The 26892-nt window shown below is 70.4% G+C and carries 26 protein-coding genes; 3 read left to right on the forward strand and 23 right to left on the reverse strand.

The window, feature by feature from the left end; all coding sequences use genetic code 11:
* Positions 1-170 precede the first annotated feature (170 nt).
* The 13 genes from ACIRON_RS11785 to xylA all read right to left on the reverse strand — a co-directional run bounded on the left by ACIRON_RS11785 (position 171) and on the right by xylA (position 10739).
* Positions 171-938, reverse strand: a complete 768-nt coding sequence (locus tag ACIRON_RS11785; RefSeq protein WP_091041241.1) for a YebC/PmpR family DNA-binding transcriptional regulator — start codon at positions 936-938, stop codon at positions 171-173.
* Between the two features lie 103 nt (positions 939-1041).
* On the reverse strand, positions 1042-1620 hold the full coding sequence (gene pdxT / locus ACIRON_RS11790) for a pyridoxal 5'-phosphate synthase glutaminase subunit PdxT (protein WP_402992486.1): 579 nt from the start codon (positions 1618-1620) through the stop codon (positions 1042-1044).
* A 42-nt stretch (positions 1621-1662) separates the two neighbouring features.
* The gene (locus ACIRON_RS11795) at positions 1663-2775 is read right to left on the reverse strand and encodes a signal peptidase I (RefSeq protein WP_402992487.1); all 1113 of its coding nucleotides are present in this window, start codon (positions 2773-2775) and stop codon (positions 1663-1665) included.
* Positions 2772-3320, reverse strand: coding sequence for a SipW-dependent-type signal peptide-containing protein (locus ACIRON_RS11800; RefSeq protein WP_402992488.1), 549 nt, complete (start codon positions 3318-3320; stop codon positions 2772-2774). Before ACIRON_RS11800 ends, ACIRON_RS11795 begins: the two co-directional genes overlap by 4 nt.
* Positions 3321-3361: 41 nt before the next feature.
* Positions 3362-4015: a hypothetical protein gene (locus ACIRON_RS11805; protein ID WP_402992489.1), complete on the reverse strand. Its 654-nt coding sequence runs from the start codon at positions 4013-4015 to the stop codon at positions 3362-3364.
* Positions 4012-4632 (reverse strand): signal peptidase I, encoded by a 621-nt coding sequence (locus ACIRON_RS11810; protein WP_402992490.1) that lies wholly within the window; start codon positions 4630-4632, stop codon positions 4012-4014. The genes ACIRON_RS11805 and ACIRON_RS11810 overlap by 4 nt, the downstream gene beginning before the upstream one ends.
* A gap of 34 nt (positions 4633-4666) precedes the next feature.
* Positions 4667-5221 (reverse strand): alternate-type signal peptide domain-containing protein, encoded by a 555-nt coding sequence (locus tag ACIRON_RS11815; protein WP_402992491.1) that lies wholly within the window; start codon positions 5219-5221, stop codon positions 4667-4669.
* Positions 5222-5448: 227 nt separating this feature from the next.
* Positions 5449-6345, reverse strand: a complete 897-nt coding sequence (pdxS, locus tag ACIRON_RS11820; RefSeq protein ID WP_091041231.1) for a pyridoxal 5'-phosphate synthase lyase subunit PdxS — start codon at positions 6343-6345, stop codon at positions 5449-5451.
* A gap of 92 nt (positions 6346-6437) precedes the next feature.
* On the reverse strand, positions 6438-7211 hold the full coding sequence (locus ACIRON_RS11825; RefSeq protein ID WP_402992492.1) for an inositol monophosphatase family protein: 774 nt from the start codon (positions 7209-7211) through the stop codon (positions 6438-6440).
* On the reverse strand, positions 7208-7828 hold the full coding sequence (pgsA, locus tag ACIRON_RS11830) for a phosphatidylinositol phosphate synthase (protein WP_378868125.1): 621 nt from the start codon (positions 7826-7828) through the stop codon (positions 7208-7210). The genes ACIRON_RS11825 and pgsA overlap by 4 nt, the downstream gene beginning before the upstream one ends.
* Positions 7829-7882: 54 nt before the next feature.
* Positions 7883-8149 (reverse strand): hypothetical protein, encoded by a 267-nt coding sequence (locus ACIRON_RS11835; RefSeq protein ID WP_402992493.1) that lies wholly within the window; start codon positions 8147-8149, stop codon positions 7883-7885.
* Positions 8150-8175: 26 nt separating this feature from the next.
* Complete coding sequence (gene xylB, locus ACIRON_RS11840; RefSeq protein ID WP_402992494.1) at positions 8176-9582, reverse strand: xylulokinase; 1407 nt, start codon at positions 9580-9582, stop codon at positions 8176-8178.
* Positions 9583-9584: 2 nt separating this feature from the next.
* Positions 9585-10739: a xylose isomerase gene (gene xylA / locus ACIRON_RS11845; protein WP_402992495.1), complete on the reverse strand. Its 1155-nt coding sequence runs from the start codon at positions 10737-10739 to the stop codon at positions 9585-9587.
* A 133-nt stretch (positions 10740-10872) separates the two neighbouring features.
* Between xylA and ACIRON_RS11850 the strand changes: the two genes are divergently transcribed.
* Positions 10873-12075: an ROK family protein gene (locus ACIRON_RS11850; RefSeq protein ID WP_402992496.1), complete on the forward strand. Its 1203-nt coding sequence runs from the start codon at positions 10873-10875 to the stop codon at positions 12073-12075.
* A gap of 126 nt (positions 12076-12201) precedes the next feature.
* On the opposite strand, the gene ACIRON_RS11855 is transcribed toward ACIRON_RS11850, so the two are convergent.
* The 4 genes from ACIRON_RS11855 to ACIRON_RS11870 are packed head-to-tail and all read right to left on the reverse strand — an operon-like array spanning position 12202 to position 17776.
* A complete protein-coding gene (locus ACIRON_RS11855; RefSeq protein ID WP_402992497.1) occupies positions 12202-14595 on the reverse strand; it encodes a glycoside hydrolase family 3 N-terminal domain-containing protein in 2394 nt (797 codons plus the stop codon).
* Positions 14596-14609: 14 nt separating this feature from the next.
* Positions 14610-15434 carry a carbohydrate ABC transporter permease gene (locus ACIRON_RS11860; RefSeq protein WP_402992498.1) on the reverse strand — a complete coding sequence of 275 codons (825 nt, stop codon included), beginning with the start codon at positions 15432-15434 and terminating at the stop codon, positions 14610-14612.
* The gene (locus ACIRON_RS11865; protein WP_402992499.1) at positions 15434-16474 is read right to left on the reverse strand and encodes a carbohydrate ABC transporter permease; all 1041 of its coding nucleotides are present in this window, start codon (positions 16472-16474) and stop codon (positions 15434-15436) included. The genes ACIRON_RS11860 and ACIRON_RS11865 overlap by 1 nt, the downstream gene beginning before the upstream one ends.
* Positions 16475-16483: 9 nt before the next feature.
* Complete coding sequence (locus ACIRON_RS11870) at positions 16484-17776, reverse strand: ABC transporter substrate-binding protein (protein ID WP_402992500.1); 1293 nt, start codon at positions 17774-17776, stop codon at positions 16484-16486.
* Positions 17777-17938: 162 nt separating this feature from the next.
* On the opposite strand from ACIRON_RS11870, the gene ACIRON_RS11875 reads away from it, so the two are divergent.
* The gene (locus ACIRON_RS11875) at positions 17939-18967 is read left to right on the forward strand and encodes a LacI family DNA-binding transcriptional regulator (RefSeq protein ID WP_402992501.1); all 1029 of its coding nucleotides are present in this window, start codon (positions 17939-17941) and stop codon (positions 18965-18967) included.
* Positions 18968-19089: 122 nt separating this feature from the next.
* Here ACIRON_RS11875 and ACIRON_RS11880 read toward each other — a convergent pair whose 3' ends face one another.
* From ACIRON_RS11880 to ACIRON_RS11890, 3 genes are read right to left on the reverse strand one after another with little or no spacing between them, the layout of a single operon-like run.
* The gene (locus tag ACIRON_RS11880) at positions 19090-20358 is read right to left on the reverse strand and encodes a sugar ABC transporter permease (protein ID WP_402992502.1); all 1269 of its coding nucleotides are present in this window, start codon (positions 20356-20358) and stop codon (positions 19090-19092) included.
* A complete protein-coding gene (locus ACIRON_RS11885; protein ID WP_091041212.1) occupies positions 20355-21104 on the reverse strand; it encodes an ATP-binding cassette domain-containing protein in 750 nt (249 codons plus the stop codon). The genes ACIRON_RS11880 and ACIRON_RS11885 overlap by 4 nt, the downstream gene beginning before the upstream one ends.
* Positions 21101-22219 carry a sugar ABC transporter substrate-binding protein gene (locus ACIRON_RS11890; protein WP_402992503.1) on the reverse strand — a complete coding sequence of 373 codons (1119 nt, stop codon included), beginning with the start codon at positions 22217-22219 and terminating at the stop codon, positions 21101-21103. Before ACIRON_RS11890 ends, ACIRON_RS11885 begins: the two co-directional genes overlap by 4 nt.
* 191 nt (positions 22220-22410) lie before the next feature.
* Between ACIRON_RS11890 and ACIRON_RS11895 the strand changes: the two genes are divergently transcribed.
* Complete coding sequence (locus ACIRON_RS11895; RefSeq protein WP_402992504.1) at positions 22411-24585, forward strand: acyltransferase family protein; 2175 nt, start codon at positions 22411-22413, stop codon at positions 24583-24585.
* Here the strand turns inward: ACIRON_RS11895 and ACIRON_RS11900 are convergent.
* The 3 genes from ACIRON_RS11900 to ACIRON_RS11910 are packed head-to-tail and all read right to left on the reverse strand — an operon-like array spanning position 24582 to position 26778.
* Positions 24582-24986 (reverse strand): RidA family protein, encoded by a 405-nt coding sequence (locus tag ACIRON_RS11900; RefSeq protein ID WP_402992505.1) that lies wholly within the window; start codon positions 24984-24986, stop codon positions 24582-24584. The two genes, ACIRON_RS11895 and ACIRON_RS11900, sit on opposite strands and share 4 nt — an antisense overlap.
* 20 nt (positions 24987-25006) lie before the next feature.
* Positions 25007-25756 (reverse strand): IclR family transcriptional regulator, encoded by a 750-nt coding sequence (locus ACIRON_RS11905; RefSeq protein ID WP_402992506.1) that lies wholly within the window; start codon positions 25754-25756, stop codon positions 25007-25009.
* Positions 25753-26778: a sugar kinase gene (locus ACIRON_RS11910; protein WP_402992507.1), complete on the reverse strand. Its 1026-nt coding sequence runs from the start codon at positions 26776-26778 to the stop codon at positions 25753-25755. The genes ACIRON_RS11905 and ACIRON_RS11910 overlap by 4 nt, the downstream gene beginning before the upstream one ends.
* Between the last annotated feature and the right edge of the window lie 114 nt (positions 26779-26892).

Genomic DNA, 26892 nt, shown 5'->3' on the forward strand with positions numbered 1-26892 from the left:
CCACCACCCACCCCCCCTCCTGTTTGGGTTCCACCCCCCCCACCCCCCGCCCTCGTCCGGGGGGGGGGGGGCCCCGGGGGGGGGCGGGCGGGCCCCCCCCCCCCCCCCCCCCCCCCCCCACAACTCACGATTCGGCCCGCCATTTCTACCGATTCGGCGGGTGCGGGAGGTCAGGCGTCGACGGTCTCCATGACCTCGTCGGGGATGTCGGCGTTGGAGAAGACGTTCTGCACGTCGTCGAGGTCGTCGACGGCGTCGATGAGCCTGAAGACCTTCTCGGCCGACGGTGCGTCGGCGACCGGGATGTCCATGCTCGCGACGAACTGGACCTCGGCGGAGTCGTAGTCGATGCCGGCCTCCTGCAGCGCGGTGCGGACCGCGACGACGTCGGAGGGGTCGGAGACGACCTCGAAGGTCTCACCGAGGTCGTTGACGTCCTCGGCGCCGGCGTCGAGGGTGGCCTCGAGCAGGTCGTCCTCGGAGACCTCCTTGCCCTCCTGCGCCTTGGCCACGACGACGACGCCCTTGCGGTCGAAGAGGCGCGAGACCGAGCCCGGGTCGGCCATGGTGCCGCCGTTGCGGGTGACCGCGGTGCGGACCTCCATGGCCGCCCGGTTGCGGTTGTCGGTCAGACACTCGATGAGGAGCGCGACGCCCTGGGGGCCGTAGACCTCGTACATGATCGTGTCGTAGCTGACGCCGCCGCCGTCGAGCCCGCCGCCGCGCTTGACCGCGCGGTCGATGTTGTCGTTGGGGACCGACTGCTTCTTGGCCTTCTGGATCGCGTCGTAGAGCGTCGGGTTGCCCGACGGATCGGGACCGCCGGTCTTGGCCGCGATCTCGATCGTCTTGATGAGCTTGGCGAAGAGCTTGCCGCGCTTGGCGTCGATCGCCGCCTTCTTGTGCTTGGTCGTTGCCCACTTGGAGTGGCCGCTCATCTGAAAACCGTCCTTTGCCCCGCGTCGCTGTGCTTGTCGAGCCGCCTCCGGAGTGGTCACAGGGCAGCAGGCGTCCATTCTAACTACGTGGCCCCGGTCACGGTCACCAGCAGGTGTCGAGGAAGAGCCGGTGCAGCCGGTCCTCTCCGTTGACCTCGGGGTGGAAGGAGGTCGCCAGCAGATGCCCGTGGCGTACGGCGACGGGGTGCCCCGCCACGCTCGCCAGCACCTCCACATCGGGCCCGGTCGCCTCGACCCAGGGCGCCCGGATGAAGACCGCCCGGACCGTGTCCTCCACCCCGGCCACGCTCAGGTCGGTCTCGAAGGACTCCGTCTGGCGCCCGAACGCGTTGCGCCGCACCGTGATGTCCAGGCCGCCGATCGTCTCCTGGCCCTCGGCACCGTCGAGCAGGCGCTCGGCGAGCAGCACCATCCCGGCACACGTACCGAAGACCGGCATCTTGTCCTCGACCCGTGCCCGCAGCGGCTCGAGCAGCTCGAAGGTCCTGGCCAGACGCCACATCGTGGTCGACTCCCCACCGGGAAGGACGAGCCCGTCACAGGTGTCCAGCTCGGCCTGGCGGCGTACGGGAAGGGTCTTGACCCCCAGCCGGGTCAACGTGGCCAGGTGCTCGCGGACATCGCCTTGGAGAGCGAGTACGCCGATGGTCGGTGCAGTCACCTCGGAAGCGTAGTTCGCAGCGGCTGCCGCGCGGAACTCGGCTCAGGCGGTGTTGCACTCGAAGGAGGCGAAGGCGAGCACGGCGCTGCTGGAGAAGTTCACCTGGATGGTCGTCGCGCCGTACCAGCTGGTCCCGGCGAGGTGGGAGCGCACCCGCATCTGCAGCCGGGTGTTGGAGAGCAGGTTGAGGCCGAGCAGGTTGCCCAGCGTCGTCGCGTTCTGCTGGTAGGCCTGCCTCGAACCGGCGGCCCCGGAATGGGCGAGGGTCAGGGCGGCGCCCTGGTTCTGATTGGTGTCCCGGTTGAAGAACTGCAGCTGGTAGTTGTAGCTCGCCAGCGGCGGCGCCGAGGCCGGTACGACTCCCTCCCAGCGCAGCGTGATCACACTGCCGAGCGCCTGGTTCTGCGCCTGGCAGTTGCCGGTCCCGGTGCCGTTGCCTCCGCCGGAGGACGGCGTCGCGGTCGGCGAGACCAGGCTGGTCGTGCCGAGCGTGCCACCTGTGACCACCACCGGGTCCCCCCAGGCCGCCCAGGTCGGCGGCACCGCCGCGCCGATCAGGAACGCGAGCACGAGGACAGCGAACGCGAGCCGTCCTCGCCGGCGGGGTCGCGGTGGTTCCGGCGGCTCGGGGGCGGCGGGGGCACTCGGAGCGGACGGGTTCGCCCGGCGGCGCATCAGGATCGTGAGCAGCAGCGCCGCGTAGCCGGCGAGCACGAAGATGCCCGGCGGATGCGAGAGCCAGGCGATCACCGCGCCGAGGTGGGGCACCGAGTAGACGACCCGGTCGGCGGCGGTCACCTGGTACGGACGCAGGTCGGCGGCGTCGTTGGCGTCGCCCTGCATCCGCAGCAGCGAGCTCGCCTCGGTGTGGTCGATCGAGACGACTCGGTGTGTGACCCGCGTACGTTCGTACGGCACCGAGATCACATCGCCCACCGCGATCTCGCGGTGGTCGACCGGCACCGCCAGCGCCAGCGAGCCGGTGGGGATCGCCGGTGACATCGATCCTGACCGGAAGACGAGCGGCCGTACGTCGAACGCCACCCCCGCGAGCAGCGTCAGGAGGCACACGACGCCGGCCACCGCGGCCAGGGTGAGCGCGAGATCGCCCGCCCGCCGGGTCGTGACGGTGACGAGGCGCCGAAGATCGGTCACGGGAGCTGGGTCCCGGTGAGCGTGAAGGTGATGTTGCTCGAGCGGCCCTGTGCGGTGTCGGGAGAGTCGGTGCCGAGCGTCACCTGCAGGCAGAGGGTCTGTGACGTGCCGGGCTGGAGCGTACGCGCGGTCGCGATGCCGGAGGACGGCAGCGGGCCGCCGGTGCCGGCGAGCGCCGTGCCCGGACAGGTCTGGTTCAGCGTGCCGTCGTTGGTCACGCTGGTGTCGGCGGTGACCTTGAGGGTCAGCGGGGACAGCGTGGTGGTCGAGGAGCCGCTCGTCATCGTGTAGCTCAGCGGGATGGACCCGACGTTCTGCACGGTCAGGATGCCGGCCGAGGACGTGCCCGGGTACATCCCTGTCAGGCTCAGCGCCGTGAAACCGGTGTAGGGGTCGGCACCGTTGACCTGGAGGTCGAGCGTGCCCGTGGTCAGGGTTGCGCCGCTGACCTCGACCGTGTCGGTCCAGTAGGCCAGCGTCCCGGTCGCGCCGATCGAGACGACCGCTCCGAGAGCGAGCAGCGCGCGCACCCGCGCGGACCTCATCCCCCTCCTGAACGCGGCGCCCAGGCGCCGTCGCGGACTGGTCATAGTCTTCCCTTTCGCTTGCTGCGCAGGACGAGGGCCGTGCCCCCGCCGATCGAGAGTGAGGCCAGGGCGATCAGCCACCACCTCACCAGGCTGCCGGTGTCGGGCAGCAGGCCACCGTCGCCCGGGGCCTGGCCCTCGGGCACGTCGTCGACGGGCCCGGTCCCGTCGCCCCCGGTGGCGTCATCCCCGGTCAGACGTACGTCGAGACTGAAGGTGAACGCGGAGTCCATCGTGGCGTTGCCCGAGCCCGGCGCGTACGTCGCGACCACACCGATCCGTTCCCGGCCGCCCCGCTCGAGCCGGCCCAGCGAGATGCTGGTGCCGGGCCGGATCTCGTGCCATTCGCCCGATCCACGGCGCAGCCGCAGGTTCATCGCACCCTCGGCGACCAAACGGTCGGTGTCGCGGATGTCGGCGCTCACCGAGAGCGCACCGCGACTCTCCCCGGCGTCGCGCACCCAGAACGTCGCCGCCCGTGAGTCGCCGGGCACCCAGCGCGTCTCCGGATCGAACAGCGGCTCGGGCAGGTCAGCGGCCCAGGTGCGGCCGTCGTTGCTCAGCTGCACCGGCTCGGTCGCGGCCGCCGACGGCGCGGCCGCGGCAAGGGTCGAGATCACCAGGAGCGCGAGCAGGAGGCGTACGGCCGTCATGGCTTCGCCGCCGCTTCCCCGGCCCGCTCCCGGCGGCGGTCGCGGATGGACCCACCGAACATGACCAGCGCGTAGCCGATGAGCAGGCCGGCGCCGACCAGCCTGGTGATGGCGCGCTGCTCACCGGTCAGCAGCGAGTTGAGATGGCCGACGTAGGGCAGCCAGTACCAGCGCTCGCCGCGCACCTGCACCATCCGCACCGGCTTCACGTCGTCGGCGTCGTTGGCGTCGCCGCGGGTGGTGAAGACGCGTTCGCCCGTGGTGTCGGTGCCGATGCCGGTGATGCGGTGCGTCGCGACCGCCGGCTCCCCCGACCTCAGCTGGAAGGTGATCACGTCGCCGATCCGGAGGGTGGTCGGGTCCACCGGACGTACGACCACCAAGGATCCCGGTGGCATCCCGGGCCGCATCGAGCCGCTGAGCACCGTGAACGCCTCTCCTCCGACGATCCGCGGCGCGGCGACACCGAGGACGATCACGGCTCCGGCGGCGATGATCACGAACCAGACCACGAACTGCCCGACGAACCCGAGCACGGCTCGGGGCCCGGGGACGGGCAGGCGTCGCTCACCCGGTGGCGAGGACCGCCGGGTCGACACCGTGCCTGCGCCCGTCATGAACGCCGGCTCACGGTTGTGGCTGACACGCGGATCAGGGGTTCGGGTTCTGGCCCGAGCTCTGGTCCTGGGTCAGCGTGATCGTGATCGCGTCCAGGGTCGCGGTGATGTCCTGGGTGTCGTTGGCGTTGATCGTGGTCGCGTCCCCGTACGGGAAGACCACCTCGACCTGGGCGACCAGCGTGGTCGGGCCGTCGATCGCGAACGAGTCGCCGTCGCCCACGGGCTCGCCGCCGAGCTCGTAGTCCGCGGTTGCGGTGAGCTGCATGGTGGTCGTGGCCCGGTCGGTGGTGTAGGTGACCTCGCCCGGGGCCGACACGGTGGCGGTGAGGTGGTCACCGGCTCCGGTCACCTCGAACGAGCAGGACTTGGTGATCGAGTCGCCCGGCACGATCGTCGCGACCGCGGAGCCGTCCGGGTAGGTCCACCCCGCCTCGCACGTGCCGTCGCTCAGCGCCATGTTGCCGGTGGTGAGCGTTCCGCCGGAGGCGGTGCCCTCATCGGTCCAGTAGGCGAGCGTCCCGGCGCCGCCGAGCAGCAGGACCGCAGCGGCTGCGGTGGCGACCGCACCCTTCGTCGACTTCTTCATGACTTCGTCCCCATCTCCACAGGGACTCGGTGCCCCCGTATGTATGGATCCAAGATCCATCACTTGGAGACGTTTTCACATAGGAAACCCATAACTGCTTTATTTCAATCCGTTTGTCGGTGTTTCCGCTGTTCAGTGCACTTCGGACCTATTTCCTCTCACATGCGAAGCGGCTGCGCACCCCACCGAGGGATGCGCAGCCGCTTCTGTACGACGTCGGTCGCGACCTACCAGCCACGCTCCGCGAACTGGATCGAACGGGCCGGCTCGTCGACGTTGATGCCGACCATCGCCTCGCCCAGGCCGCGGGAGACCTTGGCGACGACGTCGGGGTCGTCGTGGAAGGTCGTCGCCTTCACGATCGCCTCGGCGCGCTGGGCCGGGTTGCCGGACTTGAAGATGCCGGAGCCGACGAAGACGCCCTCGGCGCCGAGCTGCATCATCATCGCCGCGTCGGCCGGGGTCGCGATGCCGCCGGCGGTGAACAGGACGACCGGGAGCTTGCCGTTGGTGGCGACCTCCTTGACCAGCTCGTAGGGGGCCTGGAGCTCCTTGGCCGCCACGTAGAGCTCGTCGTCGGCGAGGGCGCCGAGGCGACGGATCTCGCGGCGGATCGTACGCATGTGGGTGACCGCGTTGGACACGTCGCCGGTGCCGGCCTCGCCCTTGGAGCGGATCATCGCCGCGCCCTCGGTGATACGGCGCAGAGCCTCGCCGAGGTTGGTCGCGCCGCACACGAACGGCACCGTGAAGGCCCACTTGTCGATGTGGTTCTCGTAGTCGGCCGGGGTCAGCACCTCGGACTCGTCGATGTAGTCGACCCCCAGGGACTGCAGCACCTGCGCCTCGGCGAAGTGGCCGATGCGGGCCTTGGCCATGACGGGGATGGAGACGGCCTCGATGATGCCGTCGATCATGTCGGGGTCGGACATGCGGCTCACGCCACCCTGGGCGCGGATGTCGGCCGGGACGCGCTCGAGCGCCATCACCGCCACCGCCCCGGCGTCCTCGGCGATCTTCGCCTGCTCGGGGGTGACCACGTCCATGATCACGCCGCCCTTGAGCATCTCCGCCATCCCGCGCTTGACCCGCGAGGTTCCCGTCTCATTCGTGCTTGTTGCCATGGGGCGATCGTAAGTCGGGTCAGGACGTACGCCACCCTCGGAAAGCCCTGCTCAGGCCACTGTTCCCGAAGTGGACTGCTAGGAGGCCAGTGCTAGGAGGCCAGTGCGTCGACCGCCTCGGCCACCGCGGTCGGGGCGCCGGCCAGGGACCAGAGGACTCCCCCGGCCTCGACCTGCGCCGTGGTGCCACCGGCACCGAGGACGAGCCCGGCGCCGGGTAGCCGGTCCCAGTCGGGGACGGAGTGCTGGCAGAAGAGGTGGAGCCTGCCCTGGGCGATCGCGGTGAGGTCCATCGACCCGGAGCCGAGGATCCGGATCGAGGCGGCCTGGCTGGCGACGCGGACGTAGGCCTCGCCGACCGGGTGCTTCAGCTTCGAGGGGTGCAGGTAGGTGGTCAGGCAGGCGTGGGCGAGCGGGGTGTCGGGCATCGCGTCGAGCCGGACGCCGTTGCGGGTGGTAGGCAGCTCGGGGCCGCCGATGTAGACGGCGTCCTCGGCGGGCGAGTAGACGGCACCCAGGACGATGCCGGTGCTGTCGGTCAGGGCCAGGGCGGAGCACCACCAGTCGAGGCCGCGTACGAAGTTGTAGGTGCCGTCGACCGGGTCGATGGTCCACACCCGGCCGGTGGTCGACTCGCGGGCCGAGCCCTCCTCACCGAGGATGCCGTCGCCGGGGTGCTCGGCGGTGAGGCGCTCCACGATCGCCGTCTCGGCGGCCTTGTCGGCGGCGGTGACCAGGTCGGAGACAGAGGTCTTGGTCTCGATCGAGTCGCTGATGCCCTCACTGCGCATCTTCGCGGCGAGCGAGCCGGCGCCGCGGACGAGCTCTGTCGCCAGGCGTACGTCGGCCTCGGTCGGCGCGGTCACGCCGACGCCTCCTCGGCGATGGCCTGCTTGCGGACGGTCCAGACGCGCTGACCGACGGTGACGGTCGAGGCGACGGCGAGGATCCACAGCGCGATGTAGATCAGCAGGTCGAGGTCGAAGATGCCGGCGAAGCCGGTCAGGACCAGCACCAGGACGAGGCGGTCGGCGCGCTCGGCGATGCCGACGTTGGCGGTGAAGCCCAGCGACTCGGCGCGGGCGCGGGCGTAGGAGGTGACCGCGCCCATCACCACGCACCACAGGGTCAGCGCGAGATAGAGGTCGGAGTCGCCCGGGCCGGCGAAGTAGAGCGCCAGGCCGCCGAAGACCGCACCGTCGCCGATCCGGTCGAGGGTCGAGTCCCAGAAGGCGCCGAACTTGCTCGTACGCCCGACGGCACGCGCCATCGCCCCGTCGATGAGGTCGCTGAAGACGAAGCAGGTGATGAAGATCGTGCCGGCCAGCAGCTCGCCGCGCGGGTAGAACGCCAGCGCTCCGACCGCTACTCCGATGGTGCCGACGAGCGTCACGACGTCGGGGCTGATCTTCAGCGCCACGAACAACCGGACGATGGGCGCGAGGACGACTCCCTGGACGAAGCCTTTGATGTGATCCAACATGGCGCGGCCACGCTATCGGATACCGCCGAGGCGTCACTCCCGCGTGCCGAAACGTCACCCACATTCTGCCGAGGCGTCACTCCCGTCGGCCGAAGCGTCGGTCCCGTCGGCCCAAGCGTCGCTGTGGTCGGCCGAGACGTCAGCGGGTGACGCCTCGGCCGACGTACGTGACATCTCGGCCGACGTACCTGACGCCTCGGCCGACGTAGCCCACGCCTCGACCGACGCAGGTGACATCTCGACCGACCGGAGCGACGCCTCGGCCGACGTACGTGACATCTCGGCCGACGTACCTGACATCTCGACGGACGCAGGTGACATCTCGGCCGACGTAGCTGACGCCTCGGCTAGGTCCCTTCGGTCAGGTCGCGGACCTCGGCATAGCGGGAGCGGACGGCGGGATCGGGGTCGGCCTCGTAGGTCTCGGTGCCGGCGAGCTCCCAGGCGGGCGGCTCCTCGCCGCCGGTGAGGACCCAGGCGGCCTGGCGGGCGGCGCCGTCGGCGACGTACTCCCCCGGCTCGGGTACGACCACCGGTCGGCCGAGGACGACGGGCGCGATCCGGCGGACGGCCTCGGACCTGGCGCCGCCGCCGACGAGCAGTACGCGGCGTACCTCGGCGCCCTGCTCGACGAGCGCGTCGATGGCGTCGGCGAGGCCGCACAGCAGACCCTCGACCGCGGCGCGGGCCAGGTGGGCCGGGGTGGCGGTGGCGAGGGTGAGGCCGTGCACGGCGCCCTTCGCGTCGGGTCGGTTGGGGGTGCGCTCGCCCTCCAGGTAGGGCACCAGCACGAGGCCGTCGGAGCCCGAGGGCGCCGAGAGCGCGAGGTCGGAGAGCTCCTCGAGGGACACCCCCAGCAGCGAGGCCGTGGAGGAGAGGACGCGGGCGGCGTTGAGGGTGCAGACCAGCGGCAGGTAGCGGCCGGTCGCGTCGGCGAAGCCCGCCACCGTGCCCGTCGTCTCCGCCGTCGGCGCCTCCGCGACCGCACAGGCCACGCCCGAGGTGCCGATCGAGACCACCACGTCGCCGGGCACGGCGCCCAGGCCGAGGGCCGAGGCGGCATTGTCTCCGGCACCGGCACCCAGCAGCGCACCGGTGGAGAGAGCCGAGGACGTACGGCCCGCCGACTCGGCCGGTCCGAGCACCCGCGGAAGGGCGAGGTCGCCACGGCCGAAGGCTCGCTCGAGCAGGTCGCGCCGGTAGTCCCCGGACGGCGTCGCCCAGTAGCCCGTGCCCGAGGCGTCGGACCGGTCGGTGGTGAGCGTGTCCAGGCCGGCGGCCCCGGAGAGCTTCCAGGTCAGCCAGTCGTGCGGCAGGCAGACGCCGGCCACCTTCGCGGCCAGCTCGGGCTCGTTCTCGGCCAGCCAGCGCAGCTTGGTGATGGTGAAGGAGGCCACCAGCACCGAACCCGTCTGGGCCGCCCACCGCTCCGCACCGAGCTCGGCGTTGAGGGCGACGGCCGCGGGCGCGGAGCGGGTGTCGTTCCACAGCAGCGCGGGACGTACGACCTCTCCGGACGCGTCGAGCGTGACCATCCCGTGCTGCTGGCCGCCGACGGCGATGGCCTCGACGTCGGCGAGACCTCCCGCCGCCGCGACCGCCTCACCGAGCGCGGTCCACCAGTGGTCGGGGTGGACCTCGGTGCCCTCGGGGTGCTTGGCCGAACCCGAGCGGACGAGCTCTCCGGTCGAGGCGTCGCGGATGACGACCTTGCAGGACTGGGTCGAGGAGTCGACCCCTGCTACGAGCGCCATGCTCAACGGAGACCGAGGAGGTGGTCCATCGCGAGCTGGTCGAGGTGCTCGAAGCCGAAGCCGTGGTCGAGCTTGTCGATGTCGTAGGACGCGTCGCGCAGGTCGTCGAGGGTCTCGCCCGCGGCGAGCGTGGGCTGGGCGAGCTCGTCGAGCTGGGACGCGGCGAGGGCGGCCTGCACCTCCGGGTCGGCCCGGAAGGCGAGCGCCCGCTCCTTGAGCACGAGGTAGTTCTTCATGCAGCCGGCGGCCGAGGCCCACACGCCGGCCTCGTCCTCGGTGCGCGGCGGCTTGAAGTCGAAGTGGCGCGGGCCGTCGTAGCCCTTGCTCTCGAGCAGGTCGACGACGTTGAACGCACCGCGCAGGTTGCCGGCACCGAAGCGCAGGTCCTGGTCGAAGCGCGGGCCGTGCTGGCCGTTGAGGTCGATGTGGAAGAGCTTGCCGTGCCACAACGCCTGCGCGATGCCCGCGGCGAAGTTGACGCCGGCCATCTCCTCGTGGCCGACCTCGGGGTTGAGACCGACCAGCTCGGGCCTGTCGAGCGAGTTGATGAAGGCGATGGCGTGGCCGATGGTCGGCAGCAAGATGTCACCACGGGGCTCGTTCGGCTTCGGCTCGATGGCGAAGCGGATGTCATAGCCCTTATCGGTCACGTAGTCGCCCAGCAGGTTGACAGCCTCGCGGTAGCGGTCGAGCGCGTGCGCGATGTCCTTGGCGGCATGCGACTCGGCGCCTTCGCGGCCACCCCACATGACGTACGTCGTCGCGCCGAGCTCGGCGGCCAGGTCGATGTTCCTGGCGGTCTTGGCGATCGCGAAGCGACGGATGTCGCGGTCGTTGGAGGTGAAGCCGCCGTCCTTGAAGACGGAGTGGCTGAACAGGTTGGTGGTCGCCATCGGCACCTTGAGGCCGGTCTCCTCGAGCGCACCCTTGAGCTTGTCGATCTGGGCCTGACGCTCGGCGTCGGTCGCATCGAACTCGAAGACGTCGTTGTCGTGGAAGGTGATGCCGTACGCGCCGATCTCGGCGAGCTTCTCCACCGAGTGAGCTATGTCCATCTGCGGGCGGGTCGGGCCACCGAAGACGTCGACGCCCTGCCAGCCGACGGTCCACAGGCCGAAGGTGAACTTGTCTTCCGGGGTGGGGGTGTACTCCGTCATAGCCTGATTCCTTACTTAGTTCACGACTTGGACTATCTCGCATCATCCAACGCGACCTACGTCACATTGTCAACCAGATGACGCGAAGGAACGCCTCCTTGACCTCAAGTTCATGACTTGGTCTAATCCCTGCATGAACCCTCGCTCAGAGCCTGCGCAACATGCCGGGATGCGGGCGAGCAACCTCTCGCTCGTGCTCGGTGAGGTCGCTCGCACCGGCCCCGCCTCCCGCGCCCGGGTCGCCGCCCACACCGGCCTGACCAAGTCGTCGGTCTCCGGTCTGGTGACCGACCTGATCCACGCCGGCCTGCTCGAGGAGAGCGCCCCGGCAGCGGTCGAGCGTGGCCGCCCGGCCACGGCACTCACCCTCGCCCCCGACGGTGCGGCCGGGCTCGGCCTGGAGATCAACGTCGACTACCTGGCCGCCGTGGTGACCGACCTGTCCGGTGCGCCGCGCTACCACCATGTCGTACGCCGCGACAACCGCGGCCGCGAGGTCACCGAGGTGGTCGCCGATGTCTTGGAGGTCGCCCGCACGGCCACCCGCAGCGCGGCCTCCCAGGGTCTCCCCCTGGCCGCGGCCTGCGTGGCGGTGCCCGGCCTGACCGTCGACGGCACCGTCGTACGCACTCCCAACCTGGGCTGGACCCAGGTCGAGCTCGCCGCCGCGATCCGGGAGGGCACCGGGCTCGAGGTCGAGCTCGAGAACGAGGCCAACCTCGCCGCGCTCGGCGAGATGTGGTTCGGCGGCCACGAACAGGACGGCACCCCTCTGCGCGACTTCGTGCACGTCTCCGGCGAGATCGGCATCGGCGGCGGCATCGTGATCGACGGCCAGGTCTTCCGCGGCGCGCACGCCGGCGCCGGTGAGCTCGGCCACGTCGTGGTCGCCCCCGACGGCCCCCCGTGCGCCTGCGGTGGCCACGGCTGCCTGGAACGGATGGCCGGACAGCAGGAGATCCTCGCCCGGGCGGGGGTGGAGACCATGACCGACCTCACCCGGGCCTGCGAGGCGGGCGACCGGGCCGCGCTCGACGCCGTCGCCGACGCGGGCCGTTACCTCGGGATCGCGCTCGCCTCGGTCCTCACCCTCCTCGACCCGGCCGCTGTCGTGCTCGGGGGCGCGTTCGCGACGCTCGCGCCGTGGCTCTCCGCGGCCACCTCGGCCTCGATCAGCCATCACACCGGCGCCACCGAGCCGCCGCCGCTGCTGGTCTCCGGACTCGGCAGCGACGCGGCCGTGCGCGGAGCTGCCGGGACGGTCGTACGCCGCGTCATCGGCGACCCCGCGGCCTACCTCGCCCAGAACACCGCCCGTCGAGTCGGCTCATCCTGACCGTCGACCCTGCCGAGTCGGCTCGTCATGACGAGCCGACTCGACGGGAATCTCGGTCAGAACGGGCCGACTCGGCAGGAATCTCGGTCAGAACGGGCCGACTCGACGGGACTTCCCGAGCGCGGCCTAGCGTGTGACCGTCGCCGTCGTGATCCGAGGGTCGGCGGTGCTGACGCGGTGGACCTCGCCGGTGATGGTGACCAACGCCTTGTCGCTGCCCGACTCACCAGCGGCCGAGGCGGCCTCGACGCCGGAGAGCTCGGCGATGCCCTCGGCGACCGCGGTGGCGACCTTCTCCCCGGCCGAGGCTGCCACCCAGACCTCGACATCGCCGGGCTCGACGATGCGGGTGAGACGGCGGTCGGTGAAGGCCAGCCGCGTCGTGGGCACCTCGAAGCGCACCGTCGCCGACTCGCCGGGCCCCAACGCGACCCGCTGATAGCCGAGCAGCTGCGAGACCGGCCTCACGACCGAGGCCAGCAGGTCGCGGCCGTAGAGCTGAACCACGTCCACACCCGCGACATCACCGAGGTTGGTGACGGTCACCTCGACCCCGAAGGTGCCACCGGCCGCGACGGAGCGATCCGCCGAGAGCCCGCTGTAGCCGAAGGTGGTGTAGGAGAGCCCGAAGCCGAACGGGCGCGCCGGCGTCGGGTCGGTGCTGGTGACCTCGGAGGGACCACCCAGCAGCGGCTGGAGGTAGCTGTAGGGCTGGGTGCCGGAGACCCGCGGCAGCGAGACCGGGAGCCGACCCGAGGGGTTGACCGCGCCGGAGATGACGCGCGCCAGGGCCGGTCCGCCCTCCTCGCCGGGGAAGAACGCCTGCAGCACCGCGGCCGGACGGGTCGCGTCGTCGAGCGCCCACCCCAGGGCGTACGGCCTGCCGGTGACGACCACGAGCACGACCGGCGTCCCCGTCGCGACGACCGCGTCGACCAGCTCGCGCTGGACCCCGGGAAGGTCGAGCGACTCGGAGTCGTTGCCCTCCCCGACCGTGCCACGGCCGAAGAGCCCGGCCTGGTCGCCTACGACGACGATCGCCACCTCAGCGCCCTCGGCCGCCGAGACCGCCGCCGGGAAACCCGAGCGGTCCGTGCCCTCGACCTCGCACCCGGCCACGACCTGGTACGAGGAGGCGCCGAGCTCGGCCCGGATCGCCTCCGCGATCGTCGGCAGCTCGATACCCAGCGGCTGGTCGGGATAGCTCGCCATCACGTGGTTGACGAAGGAGTAGCAGCCCATCAGCGCCTCGGGGCGGTCGGCGTTCGGGCCGATGATCGCCACCTTGCCGAGGCCGCCCTCGAGCGGGAGCACGCCGTCGTTGCCGAGCAGCACGACCGACTCCTCGGCCAACCTCCGAGCCAACGAGCGGTGTGCCTGCGAGTCCAGGTCGACAGATTCCGGAGCCCCCTCCTCCAGCGTGGCTGCGAAGGACTCCTCGAGCAGACCGAGCTCCTCCTTCTGCGTCAACGCCCGCAACACCGCCCGATCGACGATCGACTCGGAGACCTCACCGGAGCGGATCAGCGCCGCGAGCGGTTCGAGATAGGCGTCGCCGGTCGGAAGCTCGATGTCGACACCGGCCTCGAGGGCGACCGCGGCGGCCCGCCCACGGTCGGCGGCGATCGTGTGCATCACCGCCAGGAACGCGACCCCGAAGTAGTCGGCGACCACGACCCCGTCGAAGCCCCAGGTCTCGCGCAGCAGCGTGGTGAGGTGCTCGACCGAGGAGTGCTGCGGCACCCCGTCGATGTCGTTGTACGCCGCCATCACCGACTTCGCACCACCGTCGAGCAGCGCCATCTCGAAGGGCGGCAGATAGATGTCGGCGATCTCGCGCGGACCCGCGGAGACGGGCGCGTGGTTGCGGCCGGCGCGCGAACCCGAGTAGCCGACGAAGTGCTTCAGCGTGGCGTGCACACCGGCGGACTGAAGCCCCCGGACGTACGCGGTGGCGACCGTCCCGACGAGATAGGGATCCTCGCCGATGGCCTCCTCGCAGCGGCCCCAACGCGCGTCGCGGATCACGTCGAGCACCGGGGCGAGCCCCTGGTGCACGCCGAGCGCGCGCATGTCGGCGCCGATCGTCCGGGCCATCTCCTCGACGCCCTCGGGGTCGAAGGACGCACCCCAGGCCAGCGGCGCGGGGAAGGTCGCCGCCTGCCAGGTCGCGAGTCCGGTGAGGCACTCCTCGTGGACCAGCGCCGGGATCCCGAGTCGGGTCTGCGAGACCAGGCGCCTCTGCTCGGCCCACAACCACGCGGCGCGTTCGGCGGGGTCGACGGGCCGGGTGCCGTACACCCGGCTGTAGTGGCCGAGCCCGTGGGCGGTGATCTCGGGGAGTCGCCGGCCGTCGCCCGCGTCCATCTCGTTGGCCATCGGCGCGACGACGTCGCCGCCGCGGTCGAGCCAGTAGCCCACGATCTGGGCGAGCTTCTCCTCCAGGCTCATCCGCGCGTGCAGATCGCGCACGCGCTCGGAGACCCGCGGCCAGGCTGGAAGGGATGCTGAGTGAGTCACAGGAAGGTTCCGTTCTAGCCCTTGACCGCACCCTGCAGGCCGCTGACGAGCCGGCGCTGGAAGGCGAGGAAGAGCACGAGGGCAGGGATCATCGCGAGCGTGGTGAACGCGAGGACACCGGCGGTGTCGGCGGAGTGCTCGGTCGAGAAGTCGGCGACGCCGAGCGGGAGGGTGCGCATCTTGTCCTGAAGGAGCAGCAGCGGCAGCAGGTAGGCGTTCCAGGAGGTCACGAACGCCAGCACGCCGACGGTGATCATGCCCGGCACCGAGAGCGGCATCAGGACCCGCCAGAAGATGCCGATCCGGCTGGCGCCGTCCATCAGCGCCGCCTCCTCCAGCTCCTTGGGCAGCGCCATCAGGAACGGCCGCAGGATGACCACCGTCATCGGCAGCGCGAACGCCGCCTGCGGCAGGGCCACGCCCCACCAGGTGTTCGCCATCTGCAGGTTGCGGGTGATGATGATGAACAGCGGGATGATCGCCACGGCCGCCGGGAAGAGCAGGCCGAGCACGAAGACCATGAACAGCGCCTCGCGCCCCCGGAACTGGTAGCGAGCCAACGGGTACGCCGCCATCAGCCCGAACACGACGGTCACCACCGTGGTGATCATCGCGATCATCGTCGAGTTGAGTGCGTACTGCCAGAACGAGGGGTTGCTCAGCACGCCGGCGTAGTTCGTCCACACCCACGGGTCGGGCAGCCCGGCCGGCTTGTCGGCGAGCTGGGCGTTGGTGCGGAAGCCGCCCATCGCGCCGTAGAGGACCGGGCCGATGGTGATCGCGACCACGACGAGCGCGAGCAGGTAGACCCAGAGGTTGCTGCGGATGGCTCTGGTCATCACGCCGCCTTTCGCTTCGTACGGTGCTGCTTGGCCGGTGCGTCGTCGGTGACGTCGCGACGCAGGACGAGGACCTGGTAGGCGAGGGCCATCGCGAAGGCGACCACGAAGAGGATCACCGAGGCGGCGCCGGCGATGCCGTAGTTGTGCCGCTTGGTGCCCTCGTCGATGAGGTACGTCGCCATGGTCGCCGTCGCGTCCGCCGGACCGCCCTGGGTGAGGACCCAGATCATGTCGAAGCACTGGATCGAGCCGATCATCGACAAGAAGGCCCAGGTACGCATGGTGGGGCCGAGCAGGGGGATCGTGATCCGCCACTGCGTCTGCCACCAGGAGGCGCCGTCGAGCTGGGCGGCCTCGTAGAGCTCCTCGGAGATGCCCTGCATGCCAGCCAGGAAGAGCAGCACGGCCAGCCCGAGGTACTTCCAGGTCAGCACCAGGAGCACGATCCACAGGGCGTACTCCGGGGTGCCGAGCCAGCCCTGCTCGGGCGGGGTCAGCCCGACCTGCACGGTCAGCGCATCGATGAAGCCGTAGCGCGGCTGCAGCAGCTGCAGCCAGACCACCGCGGCGATGACCTCGGCCAGCACGTACGGCACGAAGATGATCGTGCGCAGCAGGCCCTGGCCCCGCATCTTGCGGTTGAGCAGGAGGGCGATGGCCACACCCAGCGGGAGCTGGAGCAGGATCGAGCCCACCACGATGACCATGTTGTGGCCGACCGCGCTGCGGAAGACCTCGTCACCGAGGACCTCGGCGTAGTTCTCCAGGCCGACGAAGTCGGTCAGGTCGCCGAAACCCTTCCAGTCGTAGACCGAGAAGCGCACCGCGGTGACGATCGGCCAGGCGACGAAGAGCGCGATGAGCGCGAGTGCGGGGGTTACGAAGACCAGGATCTCCAGGCGCTTGCGCCAGGCGTCACCACGATGTCCGGCACCCCTGGTACCGCCGGGGGCCCGGCGTACAGGCTGTGTACGCCGGGCATCCGATGTGGCGTGCCCTGGCACCGCGGGAGCGGCCTCGGTCACGTCGTGTGTCACAGGTTCGGCTCACTTTTCCTTGTCCGCGGCGGCCTGGGTGGCCGTGACGATGTCGGCACCCGTCCCCTTGCCTGCGAAGACGTTGACGATGGCGTCGTTCATCGCGCCGCCGACGGACTGGCCGAACGCGGTGTCGAAGTAGAGCTGGACGTACGGAGCGCTGTCTCGCACCTTGATCAGGTCAGCGAGCGCCGGGTCGGTCAGTGCGCCGGTCGCGTCGGGGTTGGTCGGCAGACCCATCCCGTTCTCGGCGAAGCCCGTCTGGACGTCGGTGGAGAGCAGGTACTTGACGAAGTCGACCGAGGCGTCCGGCGCACCCTCGGAGACCGCCCAGGCGTCGCCGCCGCCCATCTGCGCGGCCGGGTCACCCTGGCCGCCCTCGATCTGCGGGAAGGCGAACCAGCCGGTCTTGTCACCCAGCCCCAACTTGTCCTCCGTGATGCCCTGCATCACGCCGGGCTCCCAGTGGCCGGCGAGCTCCATGGCGACCTTGCCGGTGGCGAGGAGGCCGGAGGCCGAGGTCGGACCCTCCTGGGCGCCGGTGGAGAGGAAACCGCTGTTGAACGGCTTCTCGGCGACGATGTCGGCGAGGTCGTCGCCGGCCTTGGCGAAGCAGGGGTCGGAGAAGTCGAGGCTCTTGACCGCGTCGGTCAAGACGTCCTGGGAGCACTCCCGGACCGCGGTCCAGTAGTAGTAGTGCGCCGCGGGCCAGGCGTCCTTGGCGCCGACCGAGACCGGCTGGATGTTCGCGGCCTTGAGCTTCGCGACGGCGGCGTAGAAGTCCTCCATCGTCGTCGGCGCGGCGGCGATGCCGGCCTCGGCGAAGAGGTCCTTGTTGTACCAGAACCCGACCACGCCGATCGAGAACGGCAGAGCGTACGTCTTCTCGTCGACCTGCCAACCGGCCACGGACCCGCCGATCATCTCGATCTCGTCGGCCGCGTCCTCGGTCAGGTCCTTGGTCAGGCCCGCCTCGACGTGGTCGGCGAGCTCGCCGCCGCCCCGCTCCATGTAGACGTCGGGGACCTGCTCGGGATCGCCGCTCTGGAACGCGGCGTCGAGCTTGGTGAGCATGTCCTCGTGGGCGAAGGCCTGCACCTTGACGTCGACGCCGGGGTTGTCCTTCTCGAAGTCCTTGGCGACCTGCTCGTAGTAGCCCTTCCCGGGGTCGTTGTTGGAGTTGTGCCACCAGATGATGGTGTTGTCGTCGCTGCCACCGGAGTCGCCCGAGCCGCCACAACCGGTGGCGGCAATCATGAGACCGGCGCAGAGCGCGGCGAGTGCTTGTGTCTTCCTCGACATCGTGAAACCTCTTCGTTGCAAGCTCTGGGTGTGTGGGTTATGTGACTGCCGCCACATTGTTGGGGTCGAGCATGGCGGCTGCTCGACGGTCGTGTCAATCGTTGTCGATAACGTTTTCGTAGATGGTTATCGGACATGCCCCAAGTGGGCTACTGTCAGGCCATGAGCACGATCGATCAGCCCCGCCCCCGCCGGGTGACGATCACCGACGTCGCCCGCGAAGCGGGGGTCTCGGTGGCCACGGTCTCGAAGGTGATCAACGAGCGCTACGGAGTCAGCGAGGCGACCAGCGAGAAGGTCCTCGCGGTGATCGACGAGCTCGGCTACCAGTCGTCGCTGATCGCCTCGAGCCTGCGCCGCAAGTCCACCGGCGTCATCGGCGTGCTCGTGGCCGAGTTCGAGCCCTACTCCGCCGAGCTCCTCAAGGGGATCTCGGCAGCACTGGACGGCACCGGCTATGAGCTGTTGGCCCACGCGGGGCGCACCGGCGCCCACAACCACACCGGCTGGGAGCGCCGCTCGCTCTCCCGCCTCGGTCACACCCTGATCGACGGCGCGATCGTGGTCACGCCATCGATGATCATCACCGACGAGACCACCATCCCGGTCGTCGCGATCGACCCCCACACCGGACCGGACGGCCCGATGACCGTCGACGCCGACAACGTCACCGGCGCCCGGCTCGCCGTCGACCATCTGGTCGGGCTCGGCCACCGGCGCATCGGCTTCCTCGGCGGGCGCCCCGACCTCCGCTCCGCCGGCCTGCGTGAGCAGGGCTACCGCGAGGCCCTCTACGACGCCGGCCTGAGCGTCTCACCCGACCTGATCCGAGTGGGCGGCTACCACCCCGAGCTCGCCGAGGCACCGGCCCGCGAGCTGCTCTCGCTCCCGGTCGGCGAGCGGCCCACCGCCATCTTCGCCGCCAACGACATCTCCGCGATCAAGGTCATCGAGGTCGCCGGCTCGCTCGGCCTGCGCGTGCCCGAGGACCTCTCGGTGATCGGCTTCGACAACGTACCCGAGGCCCGCGACGCCACTCCCCCGCTCACCACCGTCGCCCAGCCGCTCCACGAGATGGGCCGGGCCGCCCTCGGGCTCCTGCTCGAGCTGCTGGAGGGCAAGCAGACCGAGCGCCACCTGCGCCTGCCGGCCGAGCTGGTCGTGCGCAGCAGCACAGCGCCGCCGGCCTGAACCTTCAGCAAGGCGGTGTCCTGAGCTTGTCGAAGGGTATGCAGCGAAAGGCGCACATCCCGCGCGGAGCTCCGCTGGGGATGTGCGCCTTCGCCTGCATACCTTGCTGAAGGAACAGGCAGCTACACGTGCCCGGTAGCCGACGCCCGGCGCCGGGAGAGCGCGTCGACGCTCGCAGCGACCAGGAGGACCAGGCCGGTGACCATCCACACGGTGCCCTGAGGCTGGTCGAGCAGGCCCATCCCGTTGTCGATGACGGCCACGACGGTGCCACCGATGACGGCGTCGATGACCCGGCCCTTGCCGCCGAAGAGCGAGGTGCCGCCGATGACGGCGGCGCCCACGGCGTACAGCAGGGTCGTCTCGCCGCCCGTGTTCGGGTTCACCGAGTTGGTCCGGCTGGCGATCATGATGCCGGCGACCGCCGCCATGGTGGAGCAGAGGATGAAGCACGACAGGCGCACCCGGAACACGTTGATCCCGGCCCTGCGAGCCGCCTCGGCGTTGCCGCCGACCGCGTAGACGTGCCGACCCCAGCCGGTGCGGGTCAGCATGAAGGTGAGCATGATCAGCAGGCCGACGATGACCACCAGCGAGACCGGCACCCCTTTGAGCGAGGTCAGCGCCGGGTTGCGGCTGCGCTCGACGGAGAGGTAGCCGACCACGGCGAGCACCACGACCGTCAGCAGCCCGGTCTTCAGCGCCCACAGCAGGATCGGCTGCACGGTGAGGTTCTTGGCGCGGCGGCGCGCATCGGTGATGTACGTCGAGCCCGCATAGCCCACGATGCAGACGACACCGAGCACCCAGCCGAGCCAGACCGGCAGGTTGGAGTTGTTGAGGCCGTTGATGAAGTCGTTGCGGATGGGGATCGTCCCACCCTCGCCGATCATCGTCAGGAGTACGCCCTGCAGCCCAAGGAACGCGGCCAGCGTGACCACGAACGACGGGATCCCGAGCCTGGCCACCAGCAGCCCGATGAGCAGGCCGATCAGCGCCCCGGTGAGGAGAGCTGCCAGCAGCGCCGGGACCAGTGGCCACTCCTGCCGGGTCAGGCACACCCCGAGCACCCCGGCGCACGTCCCGCCCGCGAACCCGGCCGAGAGGTCGATCTCGCCCAGCAGCAGCACGAAGACCAGACCCATCGCGAGCACTGTCACGCCTGCCGACTGGCCGATCAGGTTGGCGAAGTTGAAGGAGTTGGTGAACTGCTCGGGACGCAGCGCGGAGAAGACCACGACCAGCGCGATCAGACCCAGCACCGCCGGCAGCGAACCGACCTCGCCTCCCCTGAGCTTGGCCATGTAGGCCCGGAAGATCCCGGCAAGCGAGTTGTCGGGCTCCGGGTCCGGTGCCGCAGCGATCGTCGGGTCATCGGTGTCCGTGCTCATGCCGCACCTCCCTCGGGAACGACGCCAGTGGTGATCGCCTGCACCACCCGCTCGCGCGTGGTGGAGGCGGCCTCGATCTGCCCGACCATGCCGCCCAGGTACAGGACCGCGATGTCGTCGGCGACCTCGAAGACGTCGTTGAGGTTGTGGCTGATCAGCAGGACGCCGAGACCCCGGTCGGCCAGGCGCCGAACGAGCCGCAGCACCTGCTCGGTCTGCGCCACGCCGAGAGCCGCTGTCGGCTCGTCGAGGATGACCAGCTTCGAGTTCCACAGCACGGCGCGGGCGATCGCCACGGTCTGGCGCTGGCCACCGGAGAGCGAGGCCACCGGCGTACGCACCGATTTCAGCGTACGCACCGAGAGGCCGTCGAGGGTCTCTCGAGCGCGCTGCTCCATGCTGTCCTCGTCGACCAGCCGGAGACGTTTCATCTCCCGGCCGAGGAACATGTTGTGGACGACGTCGAGGTTGTCGCACAACGCGAGGTCCTGGTAGACGACCTCGATCCCGAGCGCGGCGGCGTCCTTGGGGTTGGTCACCTTCACCGGCTCTCCCTCGAAGAGGTAGTCACCGGCGTCGAAGAGATGGATCCCGGCCATTCCCTTGACCAGGGTGCTCTTGCCGGCGCCGTTGTCGCCGACGAGCGCGGTGACCCGGCCCGCCTGGACCGAGAGGTCCACTCCGCGCAGGACCTGCACGGCGCCGAAGGACTTCTCGACGCCGTGCAGCTCCAGCAGCGAACTCACTGAGGGACGCCGTTCTCGGTGCACAGGTCGGCGATCGCGCCGGCGCACACCTCCGCGGCGTCGGCCTGACCGTCCTCGATGACCGTCTTGACGCTCTCCTTGGTGACCCAGACGGGCTCGGCCAGCACCGACGGCACGTCCTTGTCGGCCTCGGTGTCCTTGACGGTTCCGGTGGCCAGCGCCGAGGCGGCGTCCTCGTCGCCCTCGATCAGCGCGATCGCCAGGTCGGAGGCAGCCTTGGCCTCGAGCTCGGTGTTCTTGTAGACGGTGCCGCACTGGAAGCCCTGCAGGATGTTCTGCAGACCCTCGACCGAGGCGTCCTGGCCGGTCACCGGGATCTTGCCCTGCGCGTTGTTGGCCTTCAGCCGGGCGATGATGCCGCCGGCCATGGTGTCGTTGGCGGAGACCACACCGTCGATCTTTCCGTTGTTGGCGGTGTACATCTGGTCGAAGACCTCGCCGGCCTTGGTGGCGTCCCACTCGCCCGACTGGTCACCGACGAGCTTGTAGGTGCCGTCGGCGATCTTCGGCTCGAGCGCCTTCTCGTAGCCCGACTTGAACAGGGCCGCGTTGTTGTCGGTGGCCGCGCCGTTGACGTAGACGATGTTGCCGCCCTTCTTGCCCATCGCGGTGATGCACTCGTCCAGCCCGGTGCCCATCAGCTCGCCGACCTTCACGTTGTCGAAGGAGACGTAGTAGGAGGCGCCGCCGTTGAGCGTCAGCCGGTCGTAGTCGATGCTCGTCACGCCCGCGTCCGCCGCCTTCTTCAGGCAGGCCGCGCCCGACTCGGAGTCGAGGTTGGTGATGATGATGACCTTGACGTTCTCGTTGATCATGCTGTCGCACAGCTGACCGAACTTCGCGGTGTCGCCCTGGGCGTTCTGGATCGTGGCCTCGAGGCCGGCATCGGCGAACGCCTTCTCGAGGTTGGGCCGGTCCTGGGACTCCCATCGGGGAGACGTGGTCGCGTCGGGCAGGATCACCCCGACGTCGGTGCCGCCCGAGTCTCCCGAGTCGCCACCGTCATCCGAGCCTCCACATGCCACGAGCGATGCGGTCGACAGGGTCGCCACCGCTGCGACCGCCATCAGGCGGCCGATCTTGTGCGTGTTCATCGTCGAACTCCTCAGTCCTGGGTGTGATCTATGTCACGTCGGGGTGCAACCTATCTCCTTCAGCGGCGATATGAAGCGGTTCTGAGGAGATCTCGACGGCGGATTGATAACGGCCGTACGCCTTCACGTCACCACTGCTCGTTACGGTGCGACGGCTCCCGCCCGTCAACGTCCACTAGAACAGCGATCACGTGACCGTCACCTCGGATTTCCGCACGACCACGACCAGCCGGGCCGGCAGCGAGCCCAACAGCCCCAAATCTGGGCACACCTCCGGACACATCAGCGAGATCCACGGCCTGCGCGGTATCGCCCTGGCGCTCGTCGTCGCCTTCCATCTCTTCGGCAACGGCCGGGTCTCCGGCGGGATCGACGTCTTCCTGGTGGTCTCCGGCTTCCTCGCCACCCGGTCACTGGTCGGCAGGGCCGAACGCAACCAGGTGAGGCTGGGCGAGCACTACGGACGTACGTTCGCGCGGCTCGCCGCGCCGGCGCTGATCGTGCTGGCCGCGACGGCGGCGCTGATGGTGGCCTTCATGCCGCAGACGCTGTGGGCGCAGACCACGCGCGAGATCGTCGCGGCCGCGACCTACACGCTCAACTGGGAGCTCATCGCCAGCCAGCTCTCCTACGGCGCCGCCGGGCCGTCCTCGACGCCGGTGCAACACTTCTGGTCGCTCGCGGTGCAGGGGCAGTTCTTCCTGCTGTGGCCGCTGGTGGTCGTCGGGCTCGCCCTGGCCCTCCGCCTGGTGGCCCGCGGCCGGCTGCGCGGGAGGCTCAGCCTCGCGCGGGTGCTGTTCGTGCTGACCGCGGTGGCGTTCACGGTCTCCTTCGCCTACGCGATCAAGGTCTCCGGGGCCGACCAGGCGGCTGCGTACTTCAACTCCGTCACCCGCTTCTGGGAGATCGCCGCCGGTGCCCTCACGGCGCTGGCCCTGCGCCGCCTGAGCCTGCCCGAGAAGATCAAGCCGTACGCCGCGTGGACCGGGCTAGCCCTGGTCGTGACCTGTGGTTTCGTGATGGACGGCGCGGACCACTTCCCCGGGCCGCTGGCCCTGTGGCCGGTCGCCGGGGCGCTGCTGGTGATGGCCGGCTCGACCCCGTCGCCGCGTGGGCCGCGGCGCCTGCTGGAGACACCTCCGCTACGGTTCGTCGCCGACATCTCCTACGAGCTCTACCTGTGGCACTGGCCGCTGCTGATCGCCTGGCTCTACTACAGCGGTGACGAGCGGCTGACCGTCGCCTCGGCCGCCGGCGTGCTGGTCGTCTCGACCCTGCTCGCCTGGGCGACCAACCGCCTCATCACCCGCCAGGTCCAGACGTACGTCATCAGGCCCGGCGGCCCGCGGGCGCTGGTCGCCACCCTGGCCGCCCTCGTGGTCGCGGTCGGGGCCGGCTGGAGCGGGCTTGCCGCGATCGACCACTCCGAGGACAGGGCGATCGCGGCGGCGGCCCGGCTCGCCACCGCCGACCCGTTCACGACCGATTGCCTCGGTGCGTCCGCGCTGGCGGCGAGCTCCGCGGGAGGCTCGTGCCGCAACCCCGACCTGCGCGGCGAGCTGATCCCGGCGGTGGCCGCGATCGGCGCGGACGACGAGAACCGAGGCGAGTGCTGGTCCTTCGAGGAGCGGCCGGTGCGCTTCACCGCCTGCCCGAACGGGACGGTCGAGGGCTACCAGAAGCGGCTGCTGATGGTCGGCGACTCCCATGCCGTCGCCCCGGTCGGCGCGCTCGACCTGATCGGCAAGCAGCGCAACTGGCGCATCGACGTCGCCGCCCGGGCCGCGTGCCACTGGAACTCGCGGCCGCTCGGGAAGGACATCGCCGACAACCGCCCCGCCTGCGCGGAGTGGAACCGGCAACTCGAGGCCTACCTGCGTGCTCCCGAGCAGCAGGACCTCGACGCGATCATCGTGACCCACTCGGCCCGCAAGACGACGCAGCCGCTGGGCGGCGAGACGCCGTACGAGTCCACGGTCGACGGTCTGGTCGAGGCCTGGAGCCACCGGCCCTCGAAGCGGGTCCCGGTGATCGCGCTGGTCGACAACCCGATGTTCGAGCCCGACAACGCCGCCTATCTACGCACCACGCTGGGCTGCATCCAGCGGCACTCCCCCGAGACCGCGGGCGAGGCGTGCGGGCGGCCGCGCACCGACGTGCTCGTCAAGGACCCGCACCGTGACGCGGTCCCTCGCGATCCCAACGCGCACCTGGTCGACCTGACCCGCCTGTTCTGCGGGGACGAGGTCTGCCCGGCGGTGATCGGCAACGTCATCGTCTACCGCGACGGCAACCACATCACCTCGCGCTACGCCCGCACGCTGGCGCCCTACCTCAGCCGGGAGCTCGCCCGGGTCATCGACTAACGGGCGACCGCGAGCGCGTCGATCTCGACGAGCATCTCTTCACGCGGCAGGCCGGTCATCACGGTGGTGCGGCACGGGAGGATGCCGCCCTCGGCGACCCGCGAGCCGATGAACTCGCCGTAGGCCTCGTTCATCGCGGCGAAGTCGTCCCGGGTCGTCAGGTAGACCCGGAGCATGAGTACGTCCTCGAAGCCCGCGCCGGCGGCGGCCAGGATGGCCTCGACGTTCGCCAAGGTGCGTACGGTCTGGGCCTTCACGTCGCCGGGGAACAGGTACTCGTTCGTGGCGGGGTCGACCGGGCCCTGGCCGGAGACCTGGATCAGGCCGCCGCGAACGACCCCCTGGGAGAAGGTGTGCGCGGGGGCAGGGGCCTGGTCGGTGGAGATGCGGATGTCGGACATGTGGTTCCTCTCGGGTGGTGTCATGAGCTCCGGCCGGCCCAGTCGGCGGAGATCGCTTCGGTGCCGGCGAGGAGCTGCGGCACCAGGGCGCGCACTCCCTCGCGGGGCAGGATGACGTCGGGCACGGAGACGGAGACCGCGGCGACCACGCGCCCGGCCTCGTCGCGTACGGGCGCCCCGACGCAGTTGATGAAGTCCTCGTGCTCGGCGGCGTCCTCGGCCCAGCCCTGCTCGCGCGTGCGGGCGAGCACCTCGCGGTAGCCCGCCGCGTCGGCGATGGTGCGGCTGGTGAAGGGCCGGAAGTCGATGCCCGCGATCACGGCGTCGCGCTCCCCCGGCGGCAGGTCGGCGACCAGCACCTTGCCGACCGCTGTCGCGTGCAGCGCGGCGGGCAGGCCGACGCGGGAGTACATCCGCACGGCGTGGGTGCTCTCCACCTTGGCCAGATAGATGGCCGTGCCGTTCTCGTAGGCAGCCAGGTGAACGGCCTGGCCGCCCGTCTCGGCCGCGAGCCGGGTCAGATGGGGCTGGGCCACGTCGCGGATCGCGTGCTGGGCGAGCGCGGCGCCGCCGAGCGCGAACAGCCGGGAGCCGAGGTGGTAGCGCTGGCGGTCGTCGCGGCGTACGAACCGGTCGGCCTCCAGGGTGTGCAGCAGCCGCATCGCGGTGGTCTTGTGGACCTCGAGGCTGGCGGCCACCTGGTCGAGCGACCGCTCGCCCTCACCGAGCTCGATGAGGATCTGCAGCGCGCGGGAGAGACTCTGGCTCATCGGGCCACCTCGCGGTTCGCGAGCGCCGGGGAGTCGATGCCGGCGGCGCTGACCCGGGTCGCGGCCCAGTCGTCCTCGGAGCACTCGAGCAGCCGCGAACGTACGTCCTCGGGCGGCGGTGTCGCATGGTCACCGGCCACGGCCAGCACGCCCGCGGCGACCAGGTGACCCTGGCGCAGCCGACCCACCGGACCGGCGCCGTCGACGAGCGCGGCCAGGTAGCCGGCCGCGAAGCCGTCACCGGCGCCGACCGGCTCGACCACGTCGACGCGGAGGGCGGACACCTGGGTCGTGCGTCCGTCCGGGTCGTGCTCTCCGGCGGCGTGCGAGTCGGCCTTGAGCACCAGCCGCGGACGCTCGCCCAGGAGCTCGCGGAGGTCCTCGGGGGTGTGCACGCCGAGCGCGGCGCGTGCCTCGTCGGCGCCGAGCAGGACGACGTCGGCCGCGCGGAGCAGGTCGAGCAGCGGCGCGATGCCGCGCCCGGCCCACAGGGCCGGTCGCCAGTTGAGGTCGACGCTGAGCCGGAAGCCGAGCTCGTCACGCAACGCCAGCAGGCGGGCGACCAGCGCCGAACCCTCCTCGAGGATTCCCAAGGTGATGCCGGAGGTGTGCACGACCTCGGCCGTGGCCAGCACCCGCGCGACCTCGGGGCGATCGAGCAGGTCGGCGTCCATCGCGGCCGCCGCGGAGCCTGCCCGGTAGTAGTGCATGCGGCTGCCGCCGGGGGCGGGCTCCTTCAGGTAGAGCCCCGTGGGTCGCTCGGGATCGCGCTCTGCCTCGACGTCCACGTCGCGGGCGATCAGGTCCTCGGTCACGACGTCGCCGAACGGGTCCTGGCCGAGCCGAGAGACCCAGGCGGTCCGCACACCGAGCGCGGCCAGAGCTCCGGCCACGTTGGCCTCGGCGCCACCGACCGAACGTCGCAGGGTCGTCGCCGCGGCGAGCGACTGGTCGCCCTCCGGACGCAGCACGACCATCGCCTCGCCGAGACAGACCACTCGCACGTCTCCGCTACTGCCCACGGATGAAGCTCCTCCCCTGTTGGTTCTCCGCCGAGCCGTTGACGCCCGGTGTGGCCGATGCTACAACTAACGAATCGAATTACGCAATCACCGTTGCATAATGTGCAACGAAGG

The sequence above is a fragment of the Nocardioides sp. NPDC101246 genome (assembly GCF_044767415.1).
Classification (GTDB): Bacteria; Actinomycetota; Actinomycetes; order Propionibacteriales; family Nocardioidaceae; genus Nocardioides.